Genomic DNA, 19,125 nt, shown 5'->3' with positions numbered 1-19,125 from the left:
ACCCCCCCACCTTCATTATAGCATTGCAACTTATCCAAAACTTCCCATAATTTTCTATTCATCTAAAATGAGTTCTAGAAAATGGTATAATTAAATAATGGTAGATTCATCCATAATTATCTTGCATAACTAGGAGTTTTCCAATGAATGAACATACTCTGAAAGAAACGATGAAGACACTAAGCACCTGGAAAAAAGGGAATCAGCGTGCCCCTCATAAACCACTACTATTGCTTTATACACTTGCAAGGCTGCAAAGCGATCAGTCACAATTCATACCATATAAAGAAGTGAAAGAGAAGTTGACGAGTCTATTAATCGAGTTTGGGCCAAAGCGAAAGTCTTATCATCCGGAAGAGCCGTTTGTTCGGTTGAAGCATGATGGGATATGGGAGTTACGGTCAACATTGGAGCTGGACACTAGGAATCCAAACAATCGATTGTTATTAGATCATCATGTGAGTGGCGGATTTACGGATGAAGTCTATGGTTTATTAAAAGATAACCATCAACTTCTATGTGAAGTGGCAGACATTCTGCTTCGGAACCATTTTCCTGAAACGTTGCATGAGGATATTCTAGCTCATGTCGGACTTGATCTTGAGTACAAAGGCAAACGTTCAAGAGATCCTTACTTCCGGGACAGAATACTGAAAGCCTATGAATATAGTTGTGCAGTTTGCGGGTTTAATGTGAGATTAGGAGATAGACTCGTTGGCGTGGAAGCGGCACATATTAAATGGCATCAGGCGGGTGGACCAGATGTTGAGAATAACGGGATTGCGCTTTGTTCGATGCATCATAAGTTATTTGATCGAGGAGTCTTTACATTGTCTGAGGAAAATACGTTTCTCGTAGCTGAGCAGGCACATGGGACAAGCGGTTTTCAGGAGTGGTTACTGCAATTTCATGGAAGGGATATTCGCCGTCCGATTCATCCGGATTATTTGCCAGAGGATCGTTTTTTGAACTGGCATGTGAGAGAAGTTTTTAAGGGGCCGGAGCGGTTTTTATATTCTTAGGATCTATTGCATGACCTATATAGTATGAATATGTCGGAGGGACTAAATGAATAAAAAAGAAGCTTTTTCTAAATGGCTAGCTGAACATACTAATTTAGCTCAGAGTACTGTTGATAAATATTCAGGAGCGATAAATACAATTTCTCGTGAATTAATGGAGCAGGGAGAATTATCTGGTAGTTTGTATCAAATAAATAATTGTGTGACTATCGATAAGAAAAGTAAGATGTATTTATCGATCCCTCAATTCCAAGATAAAGACTTAAGAGGAAACAGAATGTATAGTAATGCTTTGAAATATTACAAGAAGTATGTTGAGTCAGATGAGATAGGATTCAATCATGTTTTGGAGGATGAAAAATGAATGCGATGTTAGACACGGGGAATTATAGAGTTGAATTTGATGGAGAAATTCTAAGGTCAACGAATTTAAATTCTGGTAAGGTCTTTGATTAAGAATACTTTATGTCTATTGAACCAGAAGATGCACTTAATCATGACTTTAATTTGTTATTAAACACTTGGAGTTTATTAGAGAGAATAAGTTTTAAAAATATGAAGAAAGAAACTAAAGAAAAGATAAAGTTAATAGAAAAGCACGTTAGTCATTTAGTAGATATACATATGGGAAGAGATTAGTTTTTTAATATAATACTGTTTATGGAATTGCGGAAAAAGGAACTCCTTTATACTATGGAGTTCCTTTTTCCATTAGATTACTAATTCATCGAGGATTCTCATTACCAATTGATTCTTTTCATGGTTATATAAATGGTCCATTAGATTATATATTTCGTTAATATCATTCCAATTATTAACTACCTTAGCAATCGAATATAACCTTGTATATTTTGCCGAAGGAAGCTTAGAACGACTGGCCACATTAATGCCCTTTGCTTCAAGTTGTTCCAAGAACGCAATCCTCTTTTCAGATTCTAGCGGCCCCAGCTCAAGCGTGAGTTTTAATCGGTCATCGTTCAAACGTTCAAACCAGAACATCAGCATATGATTGAGCCACCAATTTTCAAGTGGTTTTCCATACGTGTCTTCTAACTTTTCGAAAGAGTGAAGGACAAATGTACAATGCCGCCTCGTATAACGATACTTAAGGATTTGATCGTTATGGTGTTCGACAAATTGATCAAACGCTTTGCTAGGGATGAAAGATGATTTATTGCTAGGTTCTCTTCCTATTTCAGTGGTTTCTTGAATATCTAACTGCAATGATTCAACCGCTAAAGCAATTGATTTTAATATTTTCCTCGTTTCATCACTATGATAAAGCTCATCAATTCCTTGCAACACTTGTTCTTTACTAGCCCAATCTGCAATTTCCACCGTTTGTGAATGAATCCTCGTAAACTTCTTTCCTTCTATTTTTGCAGTAGGTCTAATTCGAATCCCTTGCTGTTCTAAGGCATTTAAGAAAGGTAGTCTCTTCTCATATAGAGTTGGACCAACTTCAATTGTTAGCTTCAAGCGCTCATCCCATGTTCGCTCATACCAGATAACTAATCCATGACCAAGCCAGTATGGGATCGTTGGCTCACCGATTGTTTCGGTAAACTCTACCCAATCTGGAAGAATGAAATAAGGTAAACGAGAATCAGCTTGATACACTTCTTCTGGAAATTCTTCTTTAATCGCAAAGGATAAGAAAGCCTGACGGAGAACATTGCTGCCAATACGATAGACATAATCGATTGCTTGCTTTTGTTTTTGATAGATACGGTGTAGTGACGATTTCGTACTGTCATCAAATGAATCAACTTGTTTGAATAAATCATTATATCGGTGATGTTTTCTAAGCTCTTCATGATGAGGAGCGTATAGCAGATCGATGGCTTCCTGATTCGATTGATAAACATTGAGTGCTAACGCAATATCTTTCTCATCTTCAACAAGCTCTTCTTTGATGATTGATATGTAAAAAGTTATAAAATCATAGACTCTGTCAGCGATAGACTCCTGGTTTAGAGAAAGATAAATTTGCAGAATATCTAATAAATCACTGTAATCGAGAATCCAGTATTCGTCATGAGATGGTGCTACGTTATTTAATGTTAGGAAAATAGGGATAATTGTGTAGCCTTCATATTCTTCTTTACTTCGAATGAATTGAAAATAATCTTCCAGCTGTCCGGCAGATTCTCCAGCATGAAACTTATTTTCGATAATTAAAACTGTTTTCTGATCATCTGACTTAGCGACTAAATCAATATAACGACCAGTCGTTGTACGTACCTCGCGAAACACTTCCAGGTCAGCATAAGAAGCGAAATGAAAGTTTAAATTGTTTATTGTTTGGTCCTGAAGACGTTCTTCGTTCTCAGCACGAATAAAAATACGAGAGAGGACTTTTTTTACAAAAAAGTCTCCGAGGTTATGATTTTCGGATGGATCTAATAACCAAGCTAGAACATTTGAGTGGCGGATTTCAAATTGTTCAATTCGTAGTACCTTAAACGGATTGAAGCTGTTGAATTTACTGTTTAGTTGTGCATATGCTTTAGAGTGGTCAAGATGTGCAATTGATTCTAAGGAATAAGTCATGGTTTTCTCCAATCTAGATGGATTATATTGTCATTCCTATTATAGTTAAAAAGGGAGGGGAGAACTATAAAACTTTCCAATATATTGCTATTGCAAGGGTAGGTATAGGTAATGCCACTCATCTTTTACTATTATTTGTGTGCGTTCTATATTTCTTTCTGTAAAATCATTCTTAATCTAATGGTCGGTTAACCCGAGAGCTATTTATTTTCATTCGTATTCAATTAGCAATTTATTGGCCTTTTTAGTTTAGCTATCTTATAAGTAGATTCATAAAGTGAATAATTAAATTGACTTTACAGAATTGGAGGTTTCCATGTGAAATCTATCATCCAACTTGTTTTATTATGTTGATTCTCTTTATAGGAGGTTGTCAAATGGAGAATGAAAAATTAATCACGAATCCTGAGGAAGTATCTGCTGAATATTTACCTGATACAAGAGCGATGTAGGATGAATTTACTAGAAATTTCTTGAAATCTACGGAATAGGTAGAGGATGGTTATTACTCATTTGTGTCTGGTATAGATCGTTATGAAATGTATCTTCCTAAGTCAAGTCTCATAGGTGAAAAAGGTTACTCAAAAGAAAAGGGGTATGAACAACTCTCGATAGGCGTTGAGAATTCAACTTATAATGTGGGGGTTACTACTGAATATATTGGCCATCTCAAAAAAGATAAACTAGAGACCAATGTAGCTCTATTGGGTAGTATTGCTGAAAATATAGATTTTCAAAAAATAAACGAATAAACTACCGATCTTTATTACGGAAAGTTTAATAGAGAAGGTAATTATGGTTATATAGCATATGTGCAAAACACCAAAGATACTGGTGGAATTCTTATTTCATATTATATCCAATGTCTAGATATAAATGATGCCTGTGAGGATAAAGGAAAAAAGGATGAGTTCCTCAGATGGTTAAAGAGCTTTAAATTTTCAGGCAAAGGTGCAATGGGTGGTGAATCATAAGTGATATCACTTTTAAATTGAAAACCACTTTTACGGCCGTTTACTAGTATACTTTGTTTAGCTATCATATAAGTAGATACAAATTATGCATATTTTAAAATGACTTTAAAGAATCGGAGGTTTCCTTGTGAAATCTATATTCCAACTTGTTTTTTTATGCACGATTCTCTTTATAGGAGGTTGCCAAATGGGAAATGAAAAACCAATCACGGATCCCGAAAAAGTGTCTGCTGAAGATTTACCTGATACGAGAGCGATGCAGGATGAATTTACTAGAAGTTTTTTGAAGTCTACGGAAGAGGTAGAGGAAGGTTATTATTTATTTGTGTCCGGTATTGATCGATATGAGATGTATCTTCCAATTACCAGTATAATAGATGAAAGAGGTTACTCGACAAATAAGGGATTTGAACAGTTAGCAATAGGCATAGAACATTCATCTTATAACATTGGGATCACAATTGAATATATCAGCCATCTCAAAAAAGATAATTTAGAAACTAATTTATCTCTCTTAGGTAGTATTACTGAAAATATAGACTTCAAAAAAGTGAATCAGGGCATCAACGATCTTTATTACGGTAATTTTATTAGAGAAGAAGACTTTGGTTTTATTGCATATGTGCAAAACACAAAAGATACTGGTGGCATTCTTATTTCATATTATATCGAATGTATAGAATCAGATGTTAGCTGTGAGGATAAAAGCAAAGAAGATGAATTCCTTAAATGGTTAAAGAGTTTCAAACTTAAAGAAGAGAATACAGAAGATGAAATATGAGGAATAGATTTGTAAGTTTAAGCTATTACCTTTCTATTGATGCGTGGGATGTCAGAAAAGACTTTACAGAATCGGAGGTTTCCTTGTGAAATCTATATTCCAACTTGTTTTTTTATGCACGATTCTCTTTATAGGAGGTTGTCAAATGGGGAGTGAAAAACCAATCACGGATCCTGAAGAAGTTTCTGCTGAAGATTTACCTGATACAAGAGCGATGCAGGATGAATTTACAAGAAGTTTTTTGAAATCTACTGATGAGATAGAGGATGGTTATTACTCATTTGTGTCTGGTATAGATCGTTATGAAATGTACATTCCTAAGTCAGGTCTTATAGGTGAAAAAGGTTACTATGGAAAAAATGGATCTGAACAATTTATCATTGGTATTGAAGGTGACGATTATGAAGTCGGAATTACCATTGAGTATGTTAGTCATCCTAGAGAAGAAGATATAGAAACAAGCTTATCCATTTTAGAAGGAAAGATGGATGAAAAACTAGATTTTGAAAAAGTAACTCAAGATGGTAGAGATAGCTTTTATGCTAGATTTACTAATAATAGTATTTTTGGATATAGTGCGTATATACAAAATACTAATGAAGCCGGCGGGATATTTATTAACTATTCTATACAATGTCGAGAATCAACAAAAGAATGCAACGACCAGGATAAGGAAGATGAATTTATTGAATGGTTGAAGAGTATTAAATTCAAAGAAAAAGATTCTGATGATGGTGATGAATCGTGAGTGATATTACTTTTTTATTAAAAACTCTCCGACTTAGGTTAATTAACATTGAATATGAAAATTTATCTAATAGTGAGTTAATTAATGAAATTGAACGTATCTTTGTTGAAGAAACGGGTCAGCCTCTACCAGGTGTATTAAAAGTATTTAATTCTAGGGATTCTAAAACTTTGGCTAATGATGAATCTGGATATAATGGAACTGCTATTTCACTTACAAACGATAAGGGCTTAAATGAAATATATCTAATTTCTCAAGGTACTACCGATGATATTGATTGGGAATATAATTTTACAGGTATATTTGCTGGTAAATCAATAACTCAGGCTACAACTACAGCTTATTTTTTAGAAGAAGTAAAAAAGAAATTTTCTCTTGAAAACCCACCAACTGTTGTTGGTCTATCACACTCATTGGCACACAACAATAATTCTCTTGCTCAATTAATCTACGGTGGCTTTGATGAGGTGTATAGTGTGAATGGTGCGCCTCCCAGCTTTTATCAACTATATTTTGGGGATAGTAAATTTAAAACAGCAGTGGATATTGAGTTTGAAATTGGGTTGAGCAACCCTAATGGAGTTTACTCCCTTCCTCCCGATAAAGTAAAAGAGTTTGCCAAAGACTACTATATAGAAAAAGGAGAAAACATTCATTCCGATATTTCTTTTGATGATCCTCTGTTTGGCGCAAGTGGTATCAGAGGATTTATACAAGTAGGAACTACAGATTTTATTGATACAAATCCTGAATATGGTGGCATTCGTGAGTTATTGAAAGATGTTCCTGACGATGTTTTTGAGAGTTTTCAAGAACTAGCAATAGTTTATGCGGAGACATTTAATAAGAGTGGAAGAGATAAAGCGATTGAAGAATTAACAGGTATTCATGCAAAATACTTGAATAACGGAAAAATCGATAAGAAAGCACTATTGGATATAACAGAGATTGGTACCTTTTTCGATATGCTTAAAGATGTCGATAGAAAAATAGACCCTCTTCTAGAACGAGTCAAAATTGTAACTACTCATTCTAAAAGTATTGGAGACTCTCTTTTGAAAGCAAATTACATTACACCTGCTAAAAGAGACTTACTTATTTCTGAGCTGGATAATCTACAGTCCTCATTAGAAAATGTGAGGGGAATCTATACTGATCTGATGCATAAGAGCCCAGAATATAATGCCATTGTACCTGCTTATGGTGCCGCTGGATTTTATATTGGAGAGACTTTAGATGATGTCTTTAACCTTGTTACCGAAGTAAATGCAATTATCGATAGTGCAAACAAGCTAGGTGAAGAGTTTGGAGATCTAGGTGATACAATTGTTGAAAGTCATGGCATTGCGGAAATGTTAAAAGCTCTATCAAGTGACAATCGTTCTTATGTCACAAATGGACATTCGATTGAACTCGTGCTTGCAGGGAATAGTAATGGTCAGGCTATCAAAGTAAACATATCTGCTGCTCTGAAGATTTACGAGCAGGGACAAAGCTTAGTAGAAGAAAAAACACATTTGCTAAATCGTCTGGACGAAGCTATTGAAGAAGAAATATTTGAGGCCTATCGAATAGAAAGGCTACGAACATTACAACGAATCAGCCAAATCGAAACCAATCCACAGGGTGAAATGACGATGTTGCATGAAAAGGTATATGCCCCACGAAACTCCGCAAAAATCATTAGCATTGAGGTACATGAATCTACCCCTCCTTTACAGAAGGTTGATTTTACAGAGACTTATTTCTATTTGCATCAGCATATACAGGACACTCATGACTTTCTCCATCGCTTTAGAAAATCAATAGAAGACTTCTTCGATAAGGACGAAAAGATTGCAACAATGTTTAAAACCGTTGCTCGATAGTTTGGTGTAAAGGAGATGTACTAATGGTTTCAAGTGACGATAGAAAATCAATTAATTTTAATACAACTATACGTCCGCATGAAGATCATCTTTATAAAACGAATGTCTTACAGAGCATTGTGGAACAAATCGAAGACCAAGATCAAAAGTTTAAATCATTGATTCGAAACGTGATCGTAGGTGAACAGCAGGACGGGGAATGGGCAGAATCGGTAGAAGAAACTACCGATAAACTTACAAAACGCGCTATGCATATGACTTCTGACCTAAAAGATCAAATTAAGCACGGCGTTATTACATTCGACCAACAAGTAGAAAAAATGAAGGAACAGAATGTAACGATTACGTACACTCAGTCTGGCTCAGCCTTTTAAAGAGATTATTAGCTTGTCCTATTATTGGTATAAAGCTACTGACTGGTTTCATTGTTCCAAGACCGATCGCTCGGGTATAAACCGAATTTGAAGAAGGTGTGCTTATGTATACGGGTCTCATAATGCAATATTCCAAAGAGGAGCATTAATTATTACGATAATTAATGCTCCTCTTATTTATGAGATGGAATCAACAGAACCGTCCCGCCGATTCACGTTCTTTTTACACATTTCCCAAGTTGTAATGCAAACCAATTACAGCTTGTTTTTTTATTGAAAAAAAAGGAAAATATCTTCTAATCCCTAAACATCCCTCCCAATCAATCCGATAGTAATATATGTAAATTATCAATCGGTGAGATAGGAGCAAGCATCATGGCATCATTATTTTCTCTTTTCGTAATAGGTGGTTTTGCATATCTTTTCATCAAGTTACTCCTTAAGGGCAATTGGAATTTCACTACCTCTAAGGGGCAAGTTGGGGAAGATATTGTTCGAAGGTCTATTGAGAAGTTAGCGCAGTACGAAGAGTATCAAATCTCAGCACTTCATGATTTGTACATACCGAAGAGTGATGGATCAAGGAGTCAGATTGATCATGTGATGGTTACGAATAAAGGAATTTTTGTGATGGAGACGAAGAATTATGGTGGATGGATCTATGGTAGTGAGAAGGCGCCTTACTGGACGCAAACTTTTCAGAACCATAAGCAGAAATTTAGAAATCCCCTTCATCAGAATTATGGTCATATTGAGTCACTGAAATCGTTTCTGGGAGAGAAATTTGCTGATATTCCGTATTATTCGGTCGTTGTTTTCACAAATCGTTCTGAGCTTAAGTTCCAGGAAGCATTCCGGAATAGTGATGTGATTCACCCAGCGGACTTGAAGAGGGTTGTCGATCAGTATCCGAGTGATGTTCTCCCGTTGTTTTCACAGCAGGAAATTCGCGTAAGGCTAAAGGTTCTTGAGAGACGTGATCAAGAAAACATCAAGGAAGTGCAGCAGGCACATATTGAAGGGATCCAGAGGAAGAGAGAGATCAATCAAATGAAGGTGAATGCGAACATTTGCCCGAAGTGTGGCGAGCGTCTTGTGAAGCGAACGGGGAAAAGGGGAGAATTTATGGGGTGCTCTAGTTTTCCGAAGTGTCGGTTTGTTGCGTAACAGTAGGATGGTATAACAGGAAAGTGACATGATTAGTTGTATAGCTCATATTGTTTACATGATAGAATCTCGCAAATCAGATAGAGGTAGATGACTATTATTAATCTAAGGAGTGAGCCGAATGGATTTAACCCCTTCCGATCTACACCCAAAAGACATCTACAAGCTACTTACCGGTTCTGTTGTTCCAAGACCGATTGCTTGGGTATCTACAATGGCAGAAGACGGGGGACTTAACTTAGCTCCCTTTAGTTTCTTTACTGTTGCCTCCATTAAACCAGCCATTCTTGCGATCTCCATTGGACCAGGAACGGGAGAGCGTCTTGGTACGGAGAAGGATACACTCGTAAATATTCGCTCGCAAAACGAGTTTGTGATTAATGTGGTGTCCAGTTCGCTTGGAAACGAAATGCAAAAAAGTGCGGAGGACGTTCCTTCTGATGTGGATGAATTTGAACATGCTGGCTTAACTCCAGTGGATAGTCTGACCGTTCAACCGAAGCGGGTGAAGGAAGCGTCGATTCATATGGAATGTAAGCTTCATCAAATTATTCCGCTTGGTTTCAATGCCCTTGTACTTGGAGAAATGACGCACTATCATATGAATGATGATGTTTATTTAGGCGATTATAAAGTGAATCTTGAGAAGCTTTCACCTCTTGGAAGACTGGCAGGAAACTATAGTGAAAGTAAGGAATTCTTTACATTACCAAGATAGGATAAAACATAGGACATGTCATAGAATGAATTGGAGAAAAGTAGCTGGGAGAGGTGTATGCCTCCAAGCTACTTTTCTTCATTTATGATTGTTACGGCTTTGTCTATCGCGATCGTGCTTTCTGGAGGTCAATCATTTGGTCATGTTCAAGCAGCTGATGATGAGAATCTGATTGAAGAACAAGCAATTCTTTCAATAGGAAGGCAAATAAAAGGATAGAGGGGGTCAGGTGCGTACCTGACCCCCCTCCGATTTTGTACAAATAATTCAGATGACTTTCATAAAAAGTCATTTTGGATTATAATCCTAGTATTCTACTAAGATTAATGTGGTATTAAGGGGGCAAGGAACATGGCAAATGTTGTTATTCAAATCAATAAGAGCGGCGCCGATGATAATAGACGAGTGATACGAAATATCATGAATCTCAAGAATCAACTTGATGACGATTTGATTCAGTGTGAGGTAGTTGTCTTTGGTGAAGGAATGAACCTTTTATTAACACAAGATGAATTGATAATAGAACAACTTGATGCGTTAGTAGAGAGTGGAATTAAATTCATCGCTTGTAGCAATACGTTGTCGAAGCGCAATGTGACGCAGGAAGAACTGAGCTGTCCTGTAGGTTCAGCAGGTTCTGGTGTTGCCCATCTTGTGAGAAGACAAACGGAAGGCTGGGCGTATTTAGCATTATAGGAGAGGAGGTTAGAAGATGTCGGCACTCGTTGAACTTGAAAAGGTATCGTTCAACTATGGGAAGAATGCAACGATTCTTAACGATATTGATTTCTCAATTAAGAAGAATTCATTTGTATCCTTATTAGGACCGAGTGGGTGCGGGAAATCAACACTATTAAATTTAATTGCGGGTTTTCATTCTACATACGAAGGACGTATTGAATTTGAAGGAAAACCGGTGAGGAAACCATCCAAGGATCAGGGATTTGTGTTTCAAGATCTAGCTCTCTTTCCCTGGCTGTCGGTGTACAAGAATGTAGAGTTTGGTTTGAAAATGCAGAAAATACCTAAACAAACAAGGGATTTGAAAGTGAAGAAAATGATTGAAATGGTAGGGCTATCAGACTATCATTCTTTTCCGATTTCCTCTCTATCAGGAGGGATGAAGCAGCGAGTGGCGCTCGCGCGAACATTAGTAACGGAGCCGAACCTGCTTCTGTTGGATGAACCCTTTAGTGCATTAGATGCTCAAACTCGGGATGTTCTTCAAGATGAACTTCTTAGCTTACACACGAAATTGAATACGACCACTTTATTGGTGACACATAGTATTGATGAGGCGATCTATCTTTCAGATACGGTTGTTTTGTTAGATAAGAATGGAAGAGTGAAGGACATTGTGAGCATTGAATTAGAGCGTCTGAGAGATCGAACTTCCACTGATTATAATTTCTATCAAAGAAAGCTTTATGATTTCTTGAAAGATGAAAGACTCTCACCTAGAAAAGGAGAAAACGAATGAAAAAAGTATGGTTGTTTATGGTTGCTGTGCTCGTCTTAACTGCTTGTGGTAATGCGGAAAACTCCTCTAGTCCATCTAGTGAGGATGGTGATAAGCCTCAATTAAACATTGGCTATGTATCGATTCTGGCCAATGCGCCTGGAATCGTAGCAGACAAGAATGGGGCTTTTAATGAGAAATTAACAGCTGAAACATATGGATTTAACTCAGGCCCTGAATTATATCAAGCCCTTGCTTCAGGTGATCTAGATGTGGCGTATGCTGGTATCCCTGCGCTTGTGAACTGGTCATCGCGAGGGCTTCCCGTCAAAGTGATCTCTAAAGTAAGTGAAGGAAAAGTAGGCGTTGTGACGAGCCAAGATTCAGGTATTACGTCTGTTGAAGAGTTAAAGGGTCAGGTACTAGCTGGCGTGAAGAGCGGAAGTGGCGTAGATATCATTACGCGTGGGCTTATCTTGCCAGATGCGGGGCTCACTCCTGAAGACGTGACGATTCAGGAATTTAAACAAACAAATATAGAGCCAGCGGTCGATTCAGGGCAAGCGCAAGCTGGTGTATTGAATGAACCTTTCTTAACTTATTCGTTATTAAGAGGCAAGAAACAAATCGCTGAAGAAAATGATCCAGCACTTGTGATTGTCGTGTCAGAAGAGGCACTGAAAAATAAACCGGAAGCTGTACAGGCCTTTATGGATGTGCATCAATCAACAATAGCCGACCTAAACGATAACCCAGAAAAGGCAAATCAAGTATTAGTGGATGTTTTCAACATTGCGGACGTGGAAGATGTCCCAGCTGAACAAGTGATCGCTAAAGCGAAGGATAAAATGACGTATGATTGGCAATTCGATGGAAATGATTTTGAGTACTATCAACAATTAGCGGACGCTGCATATGACCTGGGATATGTAGAGAAAGAAGTAGATGTGAAGAAGTTGATGGATCTTTCATTTGTAGATGGAGTTACGAAAAGTGAATAGATGGAAAATGAGCTGGCTAGCGGTACCATTTGTATTGATCGTTTGGTCAGCTATTGCGGTCAACTTTCCAGCTTATGTTTTTCCAGGTCCAATCGATGTGTTGAATGAGGGCGTCAATCAATGGGAAAAGGGAGAACTGACAAACCATATACTTGTCAGTTTAAAACGCTTAGTTATTGGCTTTGTTCTTTCTGCAACAATGGCGTTTCTGATTGGTATTCTAGCTGGTGCTTCTCGAAGATTCCGTGAGTTTCTCACTCCCCTCGTTACATTCTTCCAGGCTACTCCTCCGATGGCATGGGCACCCTTGCTGATCATTTTGTTAGGGCTTGGGGATGCACCGATGATCGCGGTGATCATCATTGCATCGTTTTTCCCGATTCTAATTAACGTCATCCAGGGGATGAACCAAATACCTGAATCGCATATTCGAGCGGCTCGAACGCTAGGAGCGAAGAGTTGGCGACTTGGCTATTATGTATTTCTACCAGAAATTACGCCAGCAGCCATTAGCGGGATCTATGTTGGGTTCGCTATTTCGTGGCGCTCCCTCGTCGCAGCGGAAATGATCGGTGGCAACTCCGGTATCGGTTATTTCATTGCCTTTAACGGACAGATCGGAAATACGTCTTCTGTTATATTAGGAATTCTACTGATTGGCTTCCTAGCTTTACTGATGGATTATCTTCTGCTTAAACCACTTCATAAGCGTTTTGCCGGTTGGGCATCGCGTGAAGAAAACTAAGGGGGTCAGGTATGGACCTGACCCCCTCTATCTCATAAAGGAAAAGGAGTGCTAATGACTCAATTCATTAGCACTCCTTTTTTGTGTGTAAGATAGAATAAGTAGAACCGTCCCGTCGATTGCCTAACACAGAACGAGAGAAAGAAGTACTTCAATCGGTTGGAATGGCATCTTTTATTAAATCGTTCTTTTAATATCCTATACATGGGAAAGTGTAAGAATGGTAACATGATGGGGAAAGCTTGTAGGCAAGGAGGACTGTAATGAAACTAAAAGGAATCATATACATATTGATTGGTGCAGGGAGCTTTGGACTGACGCCGATCTTCGTGAAAACTGGATTTGGCTATGATTATAGCCTTGGCCAGATCAACATTGTGCAAATGGTGCTTGCGCTTATTTTGTTGGGGGCCATGTGCTTCTTCAAAGGATTGAAGATAGAGAACCTCTCAAAACCTGATTTCATTAAAGTCATGATCACCGGTGCTGCAATGGGGTTAACGAGTATATTCTATTACGGAGCGATGCAGTATTTGTCTGCTTCGCTCGCAATTATTCTACTCTTCCAATTCGTATGGATCGGCATGATCTACGAGTGGATTTTCAGTAAGGCACGACCGACTTTAGTGAACGTTCTCGCATTGCTCGTTACCCTGACAGGAGTGGTGCTTGCTTCTAACATTATTGTTGATGGTGTTACTAACTTACATCCCATTGGACTACTTCTTGGATTTTTATCTGGTGTTTCCTATGCTGGGTTCATCTTTTTCAGTGGGAGAGTTGCTACTAGCTCACATCCATTTATACGAAGCTTATTGATGGTGACCGGGGCAACTGTTCTCGTGTCCAGTGTGTTCTTCCGAGATATCCCTTCACTAAATCCGTCTGACGGACGTTTATGGTTACTAGGGATTGGACTCGCACTTGTTGGTGGGGTTATGCCAACGTTGTTCTTTGCAAAAGGGGCACCACTTATTTCAGGCAGACTTGCGAATGTATTGAGCTCGATCGAGTTACCTGTCGCGATTGTGTCAGCGATGATCGTTCTCTCTGAATCGGTTTCACTACTGCAGTGGTGTGGCGTGGTATTGATACTTGTTGCGATAGTCATAAATGAGTTGGGTGGAGTTATGAAGAAAGGGAAGACCTGATTCTATGACAGGAACGCGTGGAGTTGATCGAAGTGAAAATAAAGAGAAGAACTTACATAGCCACAATGATTGTTGCTTTATTCCTAATCATGATGGTTATCTTAAACGTTCATTCTATGAAAAACGCTAAGAACGCTTGTATAAATTACAACAAGACACCAATTGTTAAACATGACTTTCTAGCGTTTAATTGGTCTGTTTCTTGTCGTTAGATGTAGGGAGAAGTGAAGTGAATCACCAGAACTCTCCGAGACCAGTGTAAAAGTGTTCCTGAAAAAATATGAGCTTTTTCAGCAGTCTCGAACCGTCCCAGCGATTCAAAATAGCAATAAAGATTTCGGGATAGTTCTTTTCTCTCATGAGAAAAGAACTATCTTTGTTGAATGCGTCGAAAGACATAGAAAAAGAGTGAAGGAGAGGGTATTCTAAGTTTGGAAAATAATGAAGTTTAATAGAAGGAAGTACTCAGAAAAGCACAATCGTTTCTGTGCTTATCAGCCTGTTTTTACCTATATTTTGAAAAGTATATTCAAGTAATAGTAGATTAGTTGATTTACAAACGATAGTGGAGAGCTATTGTAGCAAGGGGTTTATGCTGATGACATATAGGTATATGAATTCAGAGTAGCCTTGAAAGTGAGGAAAACCAATAATGAATAACGAGTTGAAGAAGAAGTTAAAAGAGTTAGGGATGAAGAAAATACAACAGCTTTTTGGAGAAACGGTGTTTGCATCAGAGATTCATGAATTTGCGAAATTGTTTATGGAAGATGAGTCTGTTTTCACCCATCTGCATGATGCCTATAGGCATCAACTGGATTCCTTAGAGTTAACGAGTCAGGATATCGATCTTTTTTATCGTAAGGAAGAAGGCCTTCACACGATTTCTTACTTGGATAAGAGTTTTTCGTTAGACGACGCTTCTTATGTTTCCTTTCTGACTTATGCTATTGATCTCATGCGTGAGGTATTGCCGCTAGGTACTGTGGTTGAATTGGATCCACGTTATTTTAAACCGGGTGAGTCTGCTTCAGAACCAATTAAAGTGGTGATTACGAGTCGATTTATTTTTGCGAAAAGCTATCGTTCTTACTTTCCTTACGCCGGGGTTGTGTATCCGTTTGGCGAATTGAACAAAGGGAACACGATTCATTTCACCTCTCCATTGATTCAGAAGGTTGTCTATATGGGCTATCAAGATGAGATGGAAGCGTCATTTGAATATCTCATGAAAGAAGAATTGATTGTGGATAAAGGGATTACGTCTATCGAGTTTTCGGACGAGGACATGAAGAAGATTCAGAATCAAAGTAGTCAAGGGCAGGTGAGCGATCATGCCATTGTATGATTATGACTTCTGCCACAACTTGTTGTACGCAGGTTGGGATGGGGGCATTATCAATAATCTAAATGATGCCCGGCACGAGATTCTACAGAACTTTAATCAAATGGATTTTGAAAATGCTTCTGCCCACGAGGAGATGAGGGAAATCGTCGAAGGCATGGTCGCTGAAATCGATCAGCTTTTGTCTATGATTCAATCCGTTCAATTTAAATAAAAGGAGGTTACATCGTTGGCGAGTCAAAAGATTGAATTAAACCTTGCTGAGCTGCGATCCGCATTAAATTCGTTGGATTCCAACATCTCAGAATTTAAAAGTTACACAAAGAATTTCCATAACTCTACGAGAGACGAATTAAAAAGCTTTAATTCTGATTTTATCGAAGAGGTCGATGCGCTACTAGATAACATGCATAATGATAGCCAAACGCAGTTGTTGAACAATCTGGATGCGATTTATCAAGCAGGGGACATGCTGGTAGAAAAGATGAAAGAAACGGATGAAAAGATCGGCACGACCATCAGGAGCAACACGGAATGAAGCGGGATCTCAAGATCAATTATGGTATACTGGATGGCATCATAGAACAGCTACATAAGTACAAACATGCCCTCGATACAATGGAGTCGTCCCTAGCTAAAATCAATGAATACGTGAAGCCAAACCAGGGGGAAAGCATTGATGCCTGGGTATTCACGATCGAAGAATCAGAGGATTATATCCGAGCTTATCATGAACAAATCCAGGATCTCCTAACCTTATTCGAATCCTATGTGTCTGACACGAATGCCTACATCACGCCATTAGCGCGACAAGCGATGATGCAAGTCGATCGAAATGACATCTGGTTCAACCTGCAGCAAATCGAACGTGGGATTTCAGGGAATGTTGGAAAATCAGCACGCGTCGCAAGCCGAGTCCCTTACAATACCTTCTCGTTATTTGATGAACCAACCGAAAGTGAAATCGAAAAAAGCCGAAGCAATGAAGCGAACCTGAATCATATTCGTCGCGAAATCAATCGGTCTGAAAACGTCCTTCAACAAAAAATGGACGACCTGTGGGGCATTTACAATACAAAAGTGAAGCCCTTTGAGAATACAGATGACGACTATTATGGAAAAGCTCAAAAGCTGAAAATGTCCTACACGGGTGTGTTCGAAGGCGTTTGGGACGGTGTTGAAGACCTTTCCTCTGACATTTATGGCTTTGGAAAAGGACTCGTTCTCGGTTTATATGAAATCGGAAAAGGTCTCGTTACAGTTGCCGGTGACGCCGGGATCGTCTACACCTCCCATCAACTTCCTGATTCTATTGAACCCGATTTTCTAAAGGAAGCAGCGGATAAGCGAGTCGAAGGCTATAGAGCCGCCGCCATGCAGGCGATTAAAGATCCGATGGGCGTCGTTGAATCGATCTCACAATCCTTCTCCGATACCTATGAAGACGAAGGCATTGCCTATATTACAGGGAATGCTTCCACAGCCTTTATCCCGTATGTCGGCATGGCAGGTAAATCAGCCAGCCTCGCCAAACTTGCTGGAAAGATACCGAACTCTAACCTAAGCAAGGTCGCTGGAGGTAGCAAAGTAGACGTTGCGGCCATCGTGAAAAAGCATAACGCTTTTGAAGGAATGAAGCGCGGCATGGGTGAATTTGTTCAAGACGTTAGAGGCGGCATGCAGGTTGCGGGGAATCCGAATAGGGTGGCTGTTGGGGCGAATGGTGTTGCGGGGAATGTGGTTGGGAAAGTTGGGGATGTAGCGGAGAGTGGCGTTGCATCGGTTTCTAGGAGTGGTGGTCGGAATCATGTGGTTGATGATTCAATCGTGCGGATTAAGACTGATGTAGATCGTGTAGATGCTGGGAAGGGTAGTAAGGATGATGGAGAAGCTATTAACCTTTGGAGAAAGTCTAAATGCAATACTGATGAGTTATATAATTATTTATTGAAAAATGTAAACATAGATGTAGCAAATAAATTTTTAAAAGAAGGTAAATGGCCAGAAGGTATTCAAATACCAAAGAATTCATCAGTATTAGATCCTGATGCCTCAATTAACTGGAGTAAAGCTGCTGAAGGAGGTTATACACTAAATGTTGATGGAACTGCAATAAAAGAACAGTTTACTCCAGAGATGCGAGAAGTAATTGATAGATATGGTAATGCTAACGGAAGATATACATCTCCTGTAATTAATGGAGAATCTTATTCATATACAGAACGTTCATTACCATATGTAGAAGACTTATCAAATTATCATCAATATGAAGTTAGAGGGGATTTTTCTAAAATCAAAGAGTATGTCGATAAATGTACAGACATGAAGTTAAAAACTGAGATTGAAACTACTGTAAGAAAATATTATAAAGGTGACTATAGCAGGCTTGTATTTTATAAAGGAAATGCGGCAGCCGTTGAAGGTTGGGGAAAAGGAGGAGCCGTTCAATATGAATTTGGTCTTACGGTTCAACAATTAGAAGGATTAGGTTTGCTTAAGGAGATTAAATAGGAGGATAAACCATGAATATAAAAGAGGCAATAAGAATTATACATGAGGAGAATTTACAAGGTTATAATATGAATGAAGAAAGGGATAATAGAGAAAACGAAGTTGTGTTAAGGCATGAGAATAATAAATGGATTGTTTATGTAACAGATGAAAGAGCTAGCAAGGTTACAAATTCACAAGATACTTATGCGGGTGAGGAAGAAGCATTAGATGATTTTATTGATAGATTAAGAGCTGATAAAATATTAAGGGAGTTATAAAGTTTTTATGCTTCAATTTGACTGGGGACAGAGGGACAGGTTTCTTGTCCCACCCATAAGTCAAAAAGCGATGACGTTTGTAAGTGTTACTAACTTGCCAGCTACTTTACTTCTGTTTGCAAGAAAAATTACTACGATTCGCTTTATGCCCTTTAGTTTATTAGATCATTGTTGGGACTAAGTACCTGTCCCTGTGTCCCCATGGAGAACTAGCTCTACAGGTGAGAAATTAATGGATGGTGGAGCTGAACAAATAGTAACACCGCTAAGTGGTGAGGTTTTGGAGGATATAGGAGTTATACCTAAATATTAAAAGGAGGACTAATTAGAGGGACAGAGGGACAGGTTTCATAGCCGTCAAGCTAAGCTAATTGTTTTTGATACTCCGCCTTTAAACGTTATCCTTCCTAGAAGAATATTCTAAGGAAGGAAGATAATGTGGGTATTA

General features: G+C 38.5%; 20 protein-coding genes and 1 pseudogene. 20 read left to right on the top strand and 1 reads right to left on the bottom strand.

Annotation, left to right across the window (positions count from 1 at the left end; genetic code table 11):
- Window positions 1-143: 143 nt before the first annotated feature.
- Together JI666_RS09125 and JI666_RS09120 are read left to right on the top strand one after the other, a co-directional pair.
- Window positions 144-1,022 carry a phosphorothioated DNA-binding restriction endonuclease gene (locus tag JI666_RS09125; protein ID WP_206891038.1) on the top strand — a complete coding sequence of 293 codons (879 nt, stop codon included), beginning with the start codon at window positions 144-146 and terminating at the stop codon, window positions 1,020-1,022.
- Window positions 1,023-1,068: 46 nt separating this feature from the next.
- Window positions 1,069-1,386 (top strand): hypothetical protein, encoded by a 318-nt coding sequence (locus JI666_RS09120; RefSeq protein WP_206891036.1) that lies wholly within the window; start codon window positions 1,069-1,071, stop codon window positions 1,384-1,386.
- 347 nt (window positions 1,387-1,733) lie between these two features.
- On the opposite strand, the gene JI666_RS09115 is transcribed toward JI666_RS09120, so the two are convergent.
- Complete coding sequence (locus JI666_RS09115; RefSeq protein WP_206891033.1) at window positions 1,734-3,575, bottom strand: PDDEXK-like family protein; 1,842 nt, start codon at window positions 3,573-3,575, stop codon at window positions 1,734-1,736.
- Window positions 3,576-4,078: 503 nt separating this feature from the next.
- Here JI666_RS09115 and JI666_RS22070 point away from each other — a divergent pair.
- From JI666_RS22070 to JI666_RS09025, 18 genes and pseudogenes are all read left to right on the top strand, one after another.
- A pseudogene (locus JI666_RS22070) lies at window positions 4,079-4,549 on the top strand (YvcA-related protein); the annotation flags it as partial.
- A 187-nt stretch (window positions 4,550-4,736) separates the two neighbouring features.
- A complete protein-coding gene (locus JI666_RS09105; RefSeq protein WP_206891030.1) occupies window positions 4,737-5,330 on the top strand; it encodes a YvcA-related protein in 594 nt (197 codons plus the stop codon).
- A gap of 145 nt (window positions 5,331-5,475) precedes the next feature.
- Window positions 5,476-6,078: a YvcA-related protein gene (locus JI666_RS09100; RefSeq protein ID WP_206891027.1), complete on the top strand. Its 603-nt coding sequence runs from the start codon at window positions 5,476-5,478 to the stop codon at window positions 6,076-6,078.
- Window positions 6,075-7,946 (top strand): DUF6792 domain-containing protein, encoded by a 1,872-nt coding sequence (locus tag JI666_RS09095; protein ID WP_206891025.1) that lies wholly within the window; start codon window positions 6,075-6,077, stop codon window positions 7,944-7,946. The genes JI666_RS09100 and JI666_RS09095 overlap by 4 nt, the downstream gene beginning before the upstream one ends.
- A 23-nt stretch (window positions 7,947-7,969) precedes the next feature.
- Window positions 7,970-8,320 (top strand): hypothetical protein, encoded by a 351-nt coding sequence (locus JI666_RS09090; RefSeq protein WP_206891024.1) that lies wholly within the window; start codon window positions 7,970-7,972, stop codon window positions 8,318-8,320.
- A gap of 375 nt (window positions 8,321-8,695) precedes the next feature.
- The gene (locus JI666_RS09085) at window positions 8,696-9,487 is read left to right on the top strand and encodes an NERD domain-containing protein (protein ID WP_206891023.1); all 792 of its coding nucleotides are present in this window, start codon (window positions 8,696-8,698) and stop codon (window positions 9,485-9,487) included.
- A 121-nt stretch (window positions 9,488-9,608) separates the two neighbouring features.
- Window positions 9,609-10,205, top strand: coding sequence for a flavin reductase family protein (locus JI666_RS09080; RefSeq protein WP_206891022.1), 597 nt, complete (start codon window positions 9,609-9,611; stop codon window positions 10,203-10,205).
- Between the two features lie 57 nt (window positions 10,206-10,262).
- Window positions 10,263-10,424 carry a hypothetical protein gene (locus JI666_RS09075; RefSeq protein ID WP_206891021.1) on the top strand — a complete coding sequence of 54 codons (162 nt, stop codon included), beginning with the start codon at window positions 10,263-10,265 and terminating at the stop codon, window positions 10,422-10,424.
- Window positions 10,425-10,556: 132 nt separating this feature from the next.
- On the top strand, window positions 10,557-10,901 hold the full coding sequence (locus tag JI666_RS09070; RefSeq protein WP_206891020.1) for a DsrE family protein: 345 nt from the start codon (window positions 10,557-10,559) through the stop codon (window positions 10,899-10,901).
- 16 nt (window positions 10,902-10,917) lie between these two features.
- Window positions 10,918-11,685: an ABC transporter ATP-binding protein gene (locus tag JI666_RS09065; RefSeq protein ID WP_206891019.1), complete on the top strand. Its 768-nt coding sequence runs from the start codon at window positions 10,918-10,920 to the stop codon at window positions 11,683-11,685.
- Complete coding sequence (locus tag JI666_RS09060; protein ID WP_206891017.1) at window positions 11,682-12,665, top strand: ABC transporter substrate-binding protein; 984 nt, start codon at window positions 11,682-11,684, stop codon at window positions 12,663-12,665. Before JI666_RS09065 ends, JI666_RS09060 begins: the two co-directional genes overlap by 4 nt.
- On the top strand, window positions 12,658-13,410 hold the full coding sequence (locus tag JI666_RS09055; RefSeq protein ID WP_206891015.1) for an ABC transporter permease: 753 nt from the start codon (window positions 12,658-12,660) through the stop codon (window positions 13,408-13,410). Before JI666_RS09060 ends, JI666_RS09055 begins: the two co-directional genes overlap by 8 nt.
- 263 nt (window positions 13,411-13,673) lie before the next feature.
- Window positions 13,674-14,561 carry an EamA family transporter gene (locus JI666_RS09050; RefSeq protein ID WP_206891013.1) on the top strand — a complete coding sequence of 296 codons (888 nt, stop codon included), beginning with the start codon at window positions 13,674-13,676 and terminating at the stop codon, window positions 14,559-14,561.
- A 652-nt stretch (window positions 14,562-15,213) separates the two neighbouring features.
- Window positions 15,214-15,909, top strand: coding sequence for a DUF4176 domain-containing protein (locus JI666_RS09045; RefSeq protein WP_206891011.1), 696 nt, complete (start codon window positions 15,214-15,216; stop codon window positions 15,907-15,909).
- The gene (locus JI666_RS09040; RefSeq protein WP_206891010.1) at window positions 15,896-16,120 is read left to right on the top strand and encodes a hypothetical protein; all 225 of its coding nucleotides are present in this window, start codon (window positions 15,896-15,898) and stop codon (window positions 16,118-16,120) included. Before JI666_RS09045 ends, JI666_RS09040 begins: the two co-directional genes overlap by 14 nt.
- A 15-nt stretch (window positions 16,121-16,135) precedes the next feature.
- Complete coding sequence (locus JI666_RS09035) at window positions 16,136-16,444, top strand: hypothetical protein (protein ID WP_206891008.1); 309 nt, start codon at window positions 16,136-16,138, stop codon at window positions 16,442-16,444.
- Complete coding sequence (locus tag JI666_RS09030) at window positions 16,441-18,417, top strand: glycohydrolase toxin TNT-related protein (protein WP_206891006.1); 1,977 nt, start codon at window positions 16,441-16,443, stop codon at window positions 18,415-18,417. The genes JI666_RS09035 and JI666_RS09030 overlap by 4 nt, the downstream gene beginning before the upstream one ends.
- 11 nt (window positions 18,418-18,428) lie before the next feature.
- Complete coding sequence (locus tag JI666_RS09025; protein ID WP_206891004.1) at window positions 18,429-18,677, top strand: Imm59 family immunity protein; 249 nt, start codon at window positions 18,429-18,431, stop codon at window positions 18,675-18,677.
- The last annotated feature ends 448 nt before the right edge of the window (window positions 18,678-19,125 follow it).

The organism is Bacillus sp. NTK071, from assembly GCF_017303315.1.
GTDB lineage: Bacteria > Bacillota > Bacilli > Bacillales > Guptibacillaceae > Guptibacillus.
The sequence above is the reverse complement of the archived record's forward strand: the minus strand, read 5'-3'. Positions and strand labels throughout refer to the sequence as shown.

Excerpts from the sequence above, each read along its gene's own strand:
- JI666_RS09125 (WP_206891038.1), top strand. The coding sequence starts at position 144 with ATGAATGAACATACTCTGAAAGAAACGATGAAGACACTAAGCACCTGG.
- JI666_RS09120 (WP_206891036.1), top strand. The coding sequence starts at position 1,069 with ATGAATAAAAAAGAAGCTTTTTCTAAATGGCTAGCTGAACATACTAAT.
- JI666_RS09115 (WP_206891033.1), bottom strand. The coding sequence starts at position 3,575 with ATGACTTATTCCTTAGAATCAATTGCACATCTTGACCACTCTAAAGCA.
- JI666_RS09105 (WP_206891030.1), top strand. The coding sequence starts at position 4,737 with ATGGGAAATGAAAAACCAATCACGGATCCCGAAAAAGTGTCTGCTGAA.
- JI666_RS09100 (WP_206891027.1), top strand. The coding sequence starts at position 5,476 with ATGGGGAGTGAAAAACCAATCACGGATCCTGAAGAAGTTTCTGCTGAA.
- JI666_RS09090 (WP_206891024.1), top strand. The coding sequence starts at position 7,970 with ATGGTTTCAAGTGACGATAGAAAATCAATTAATTTTAATACAACTATA.
- JI666_RS09085 (WP_206891023.1), top strand. The coding sequence starts at position 8,696 with ATGGCATCATTATTTTCTCTTTTCGTAATAGGTGGTTTTGCATATCTT.
- JI666_RS09080 (WP_206891022.1), top strand. The coding sequence starts at position 9,609 with ATGGATTTAACCCCTTCCGATCTACACCCAAAAGACATCTACAAGCTA.
- JI666_RS09075 (WP_206891021.1), top strand. The coding sequence starts at position 10,263 with ATGCCTCCAAGCTACTTTTCTTCATTTATGATTGTTACGGCTTTGTCT.
- JI666_RS09070 (WP_206891020.1), top strand. The coding sequence starts at position 10,557 with ATGGCAAATGTTGTTATTCAAATCAATAAGAGCGGCGCCGATGATAAT.
- JI666_RS09065 (WP_206891019.1), top strand. The coding sequence starts at position 10,918 with ATGTCGGCACTCGTTGAACTTGAAAAGGTATCGTTCAACTATGGGAAG.
- JI666_RS09060 (WP_206891017.1), top strand. The coding sequence starts at position 11,682 with ATGAAAAAAGTATGGTTGTTTATGGTTGCTGTGCTCGTCTTAACTGCT.
- JI666_RS09050 (WP_206891013.1), top strand. The coding sequence starts at position 13,674 with ATGAAACTAAAAGGAATCATATACATATTGATTGGTGCAGGGAGCTTT.
- JI666_RS09045 (WP_206891011.1), top strand. The coding sequence starts at position 15,214 with ATGAATAACGAGTTGAAGAAGAAGTTAAAAGAGTTAGGGATGAAGAAA.
- JI666_RS09040 (WP_206891010.1), top strand. The coding sequence starts at position 15,896 with ATGCCATTGTATGATTATGACTTCTGCCACAACTTGTTGTACGCAGGT.
- JI666_RS09030 (WP_206891006.1), top strand. The coding sequence starts at position 16,441 with ATGAAGCGGGATCTCAAGATCAATTATGGTATACTGGATGGCATCATA.
- JI666_RS09025 (WP_206891004.1), top strand. The coding sequence starts at position 18,429 with ATGAATATAAAAGAGGCAATAAGAATTATACATGAGGAGAATTTACAA.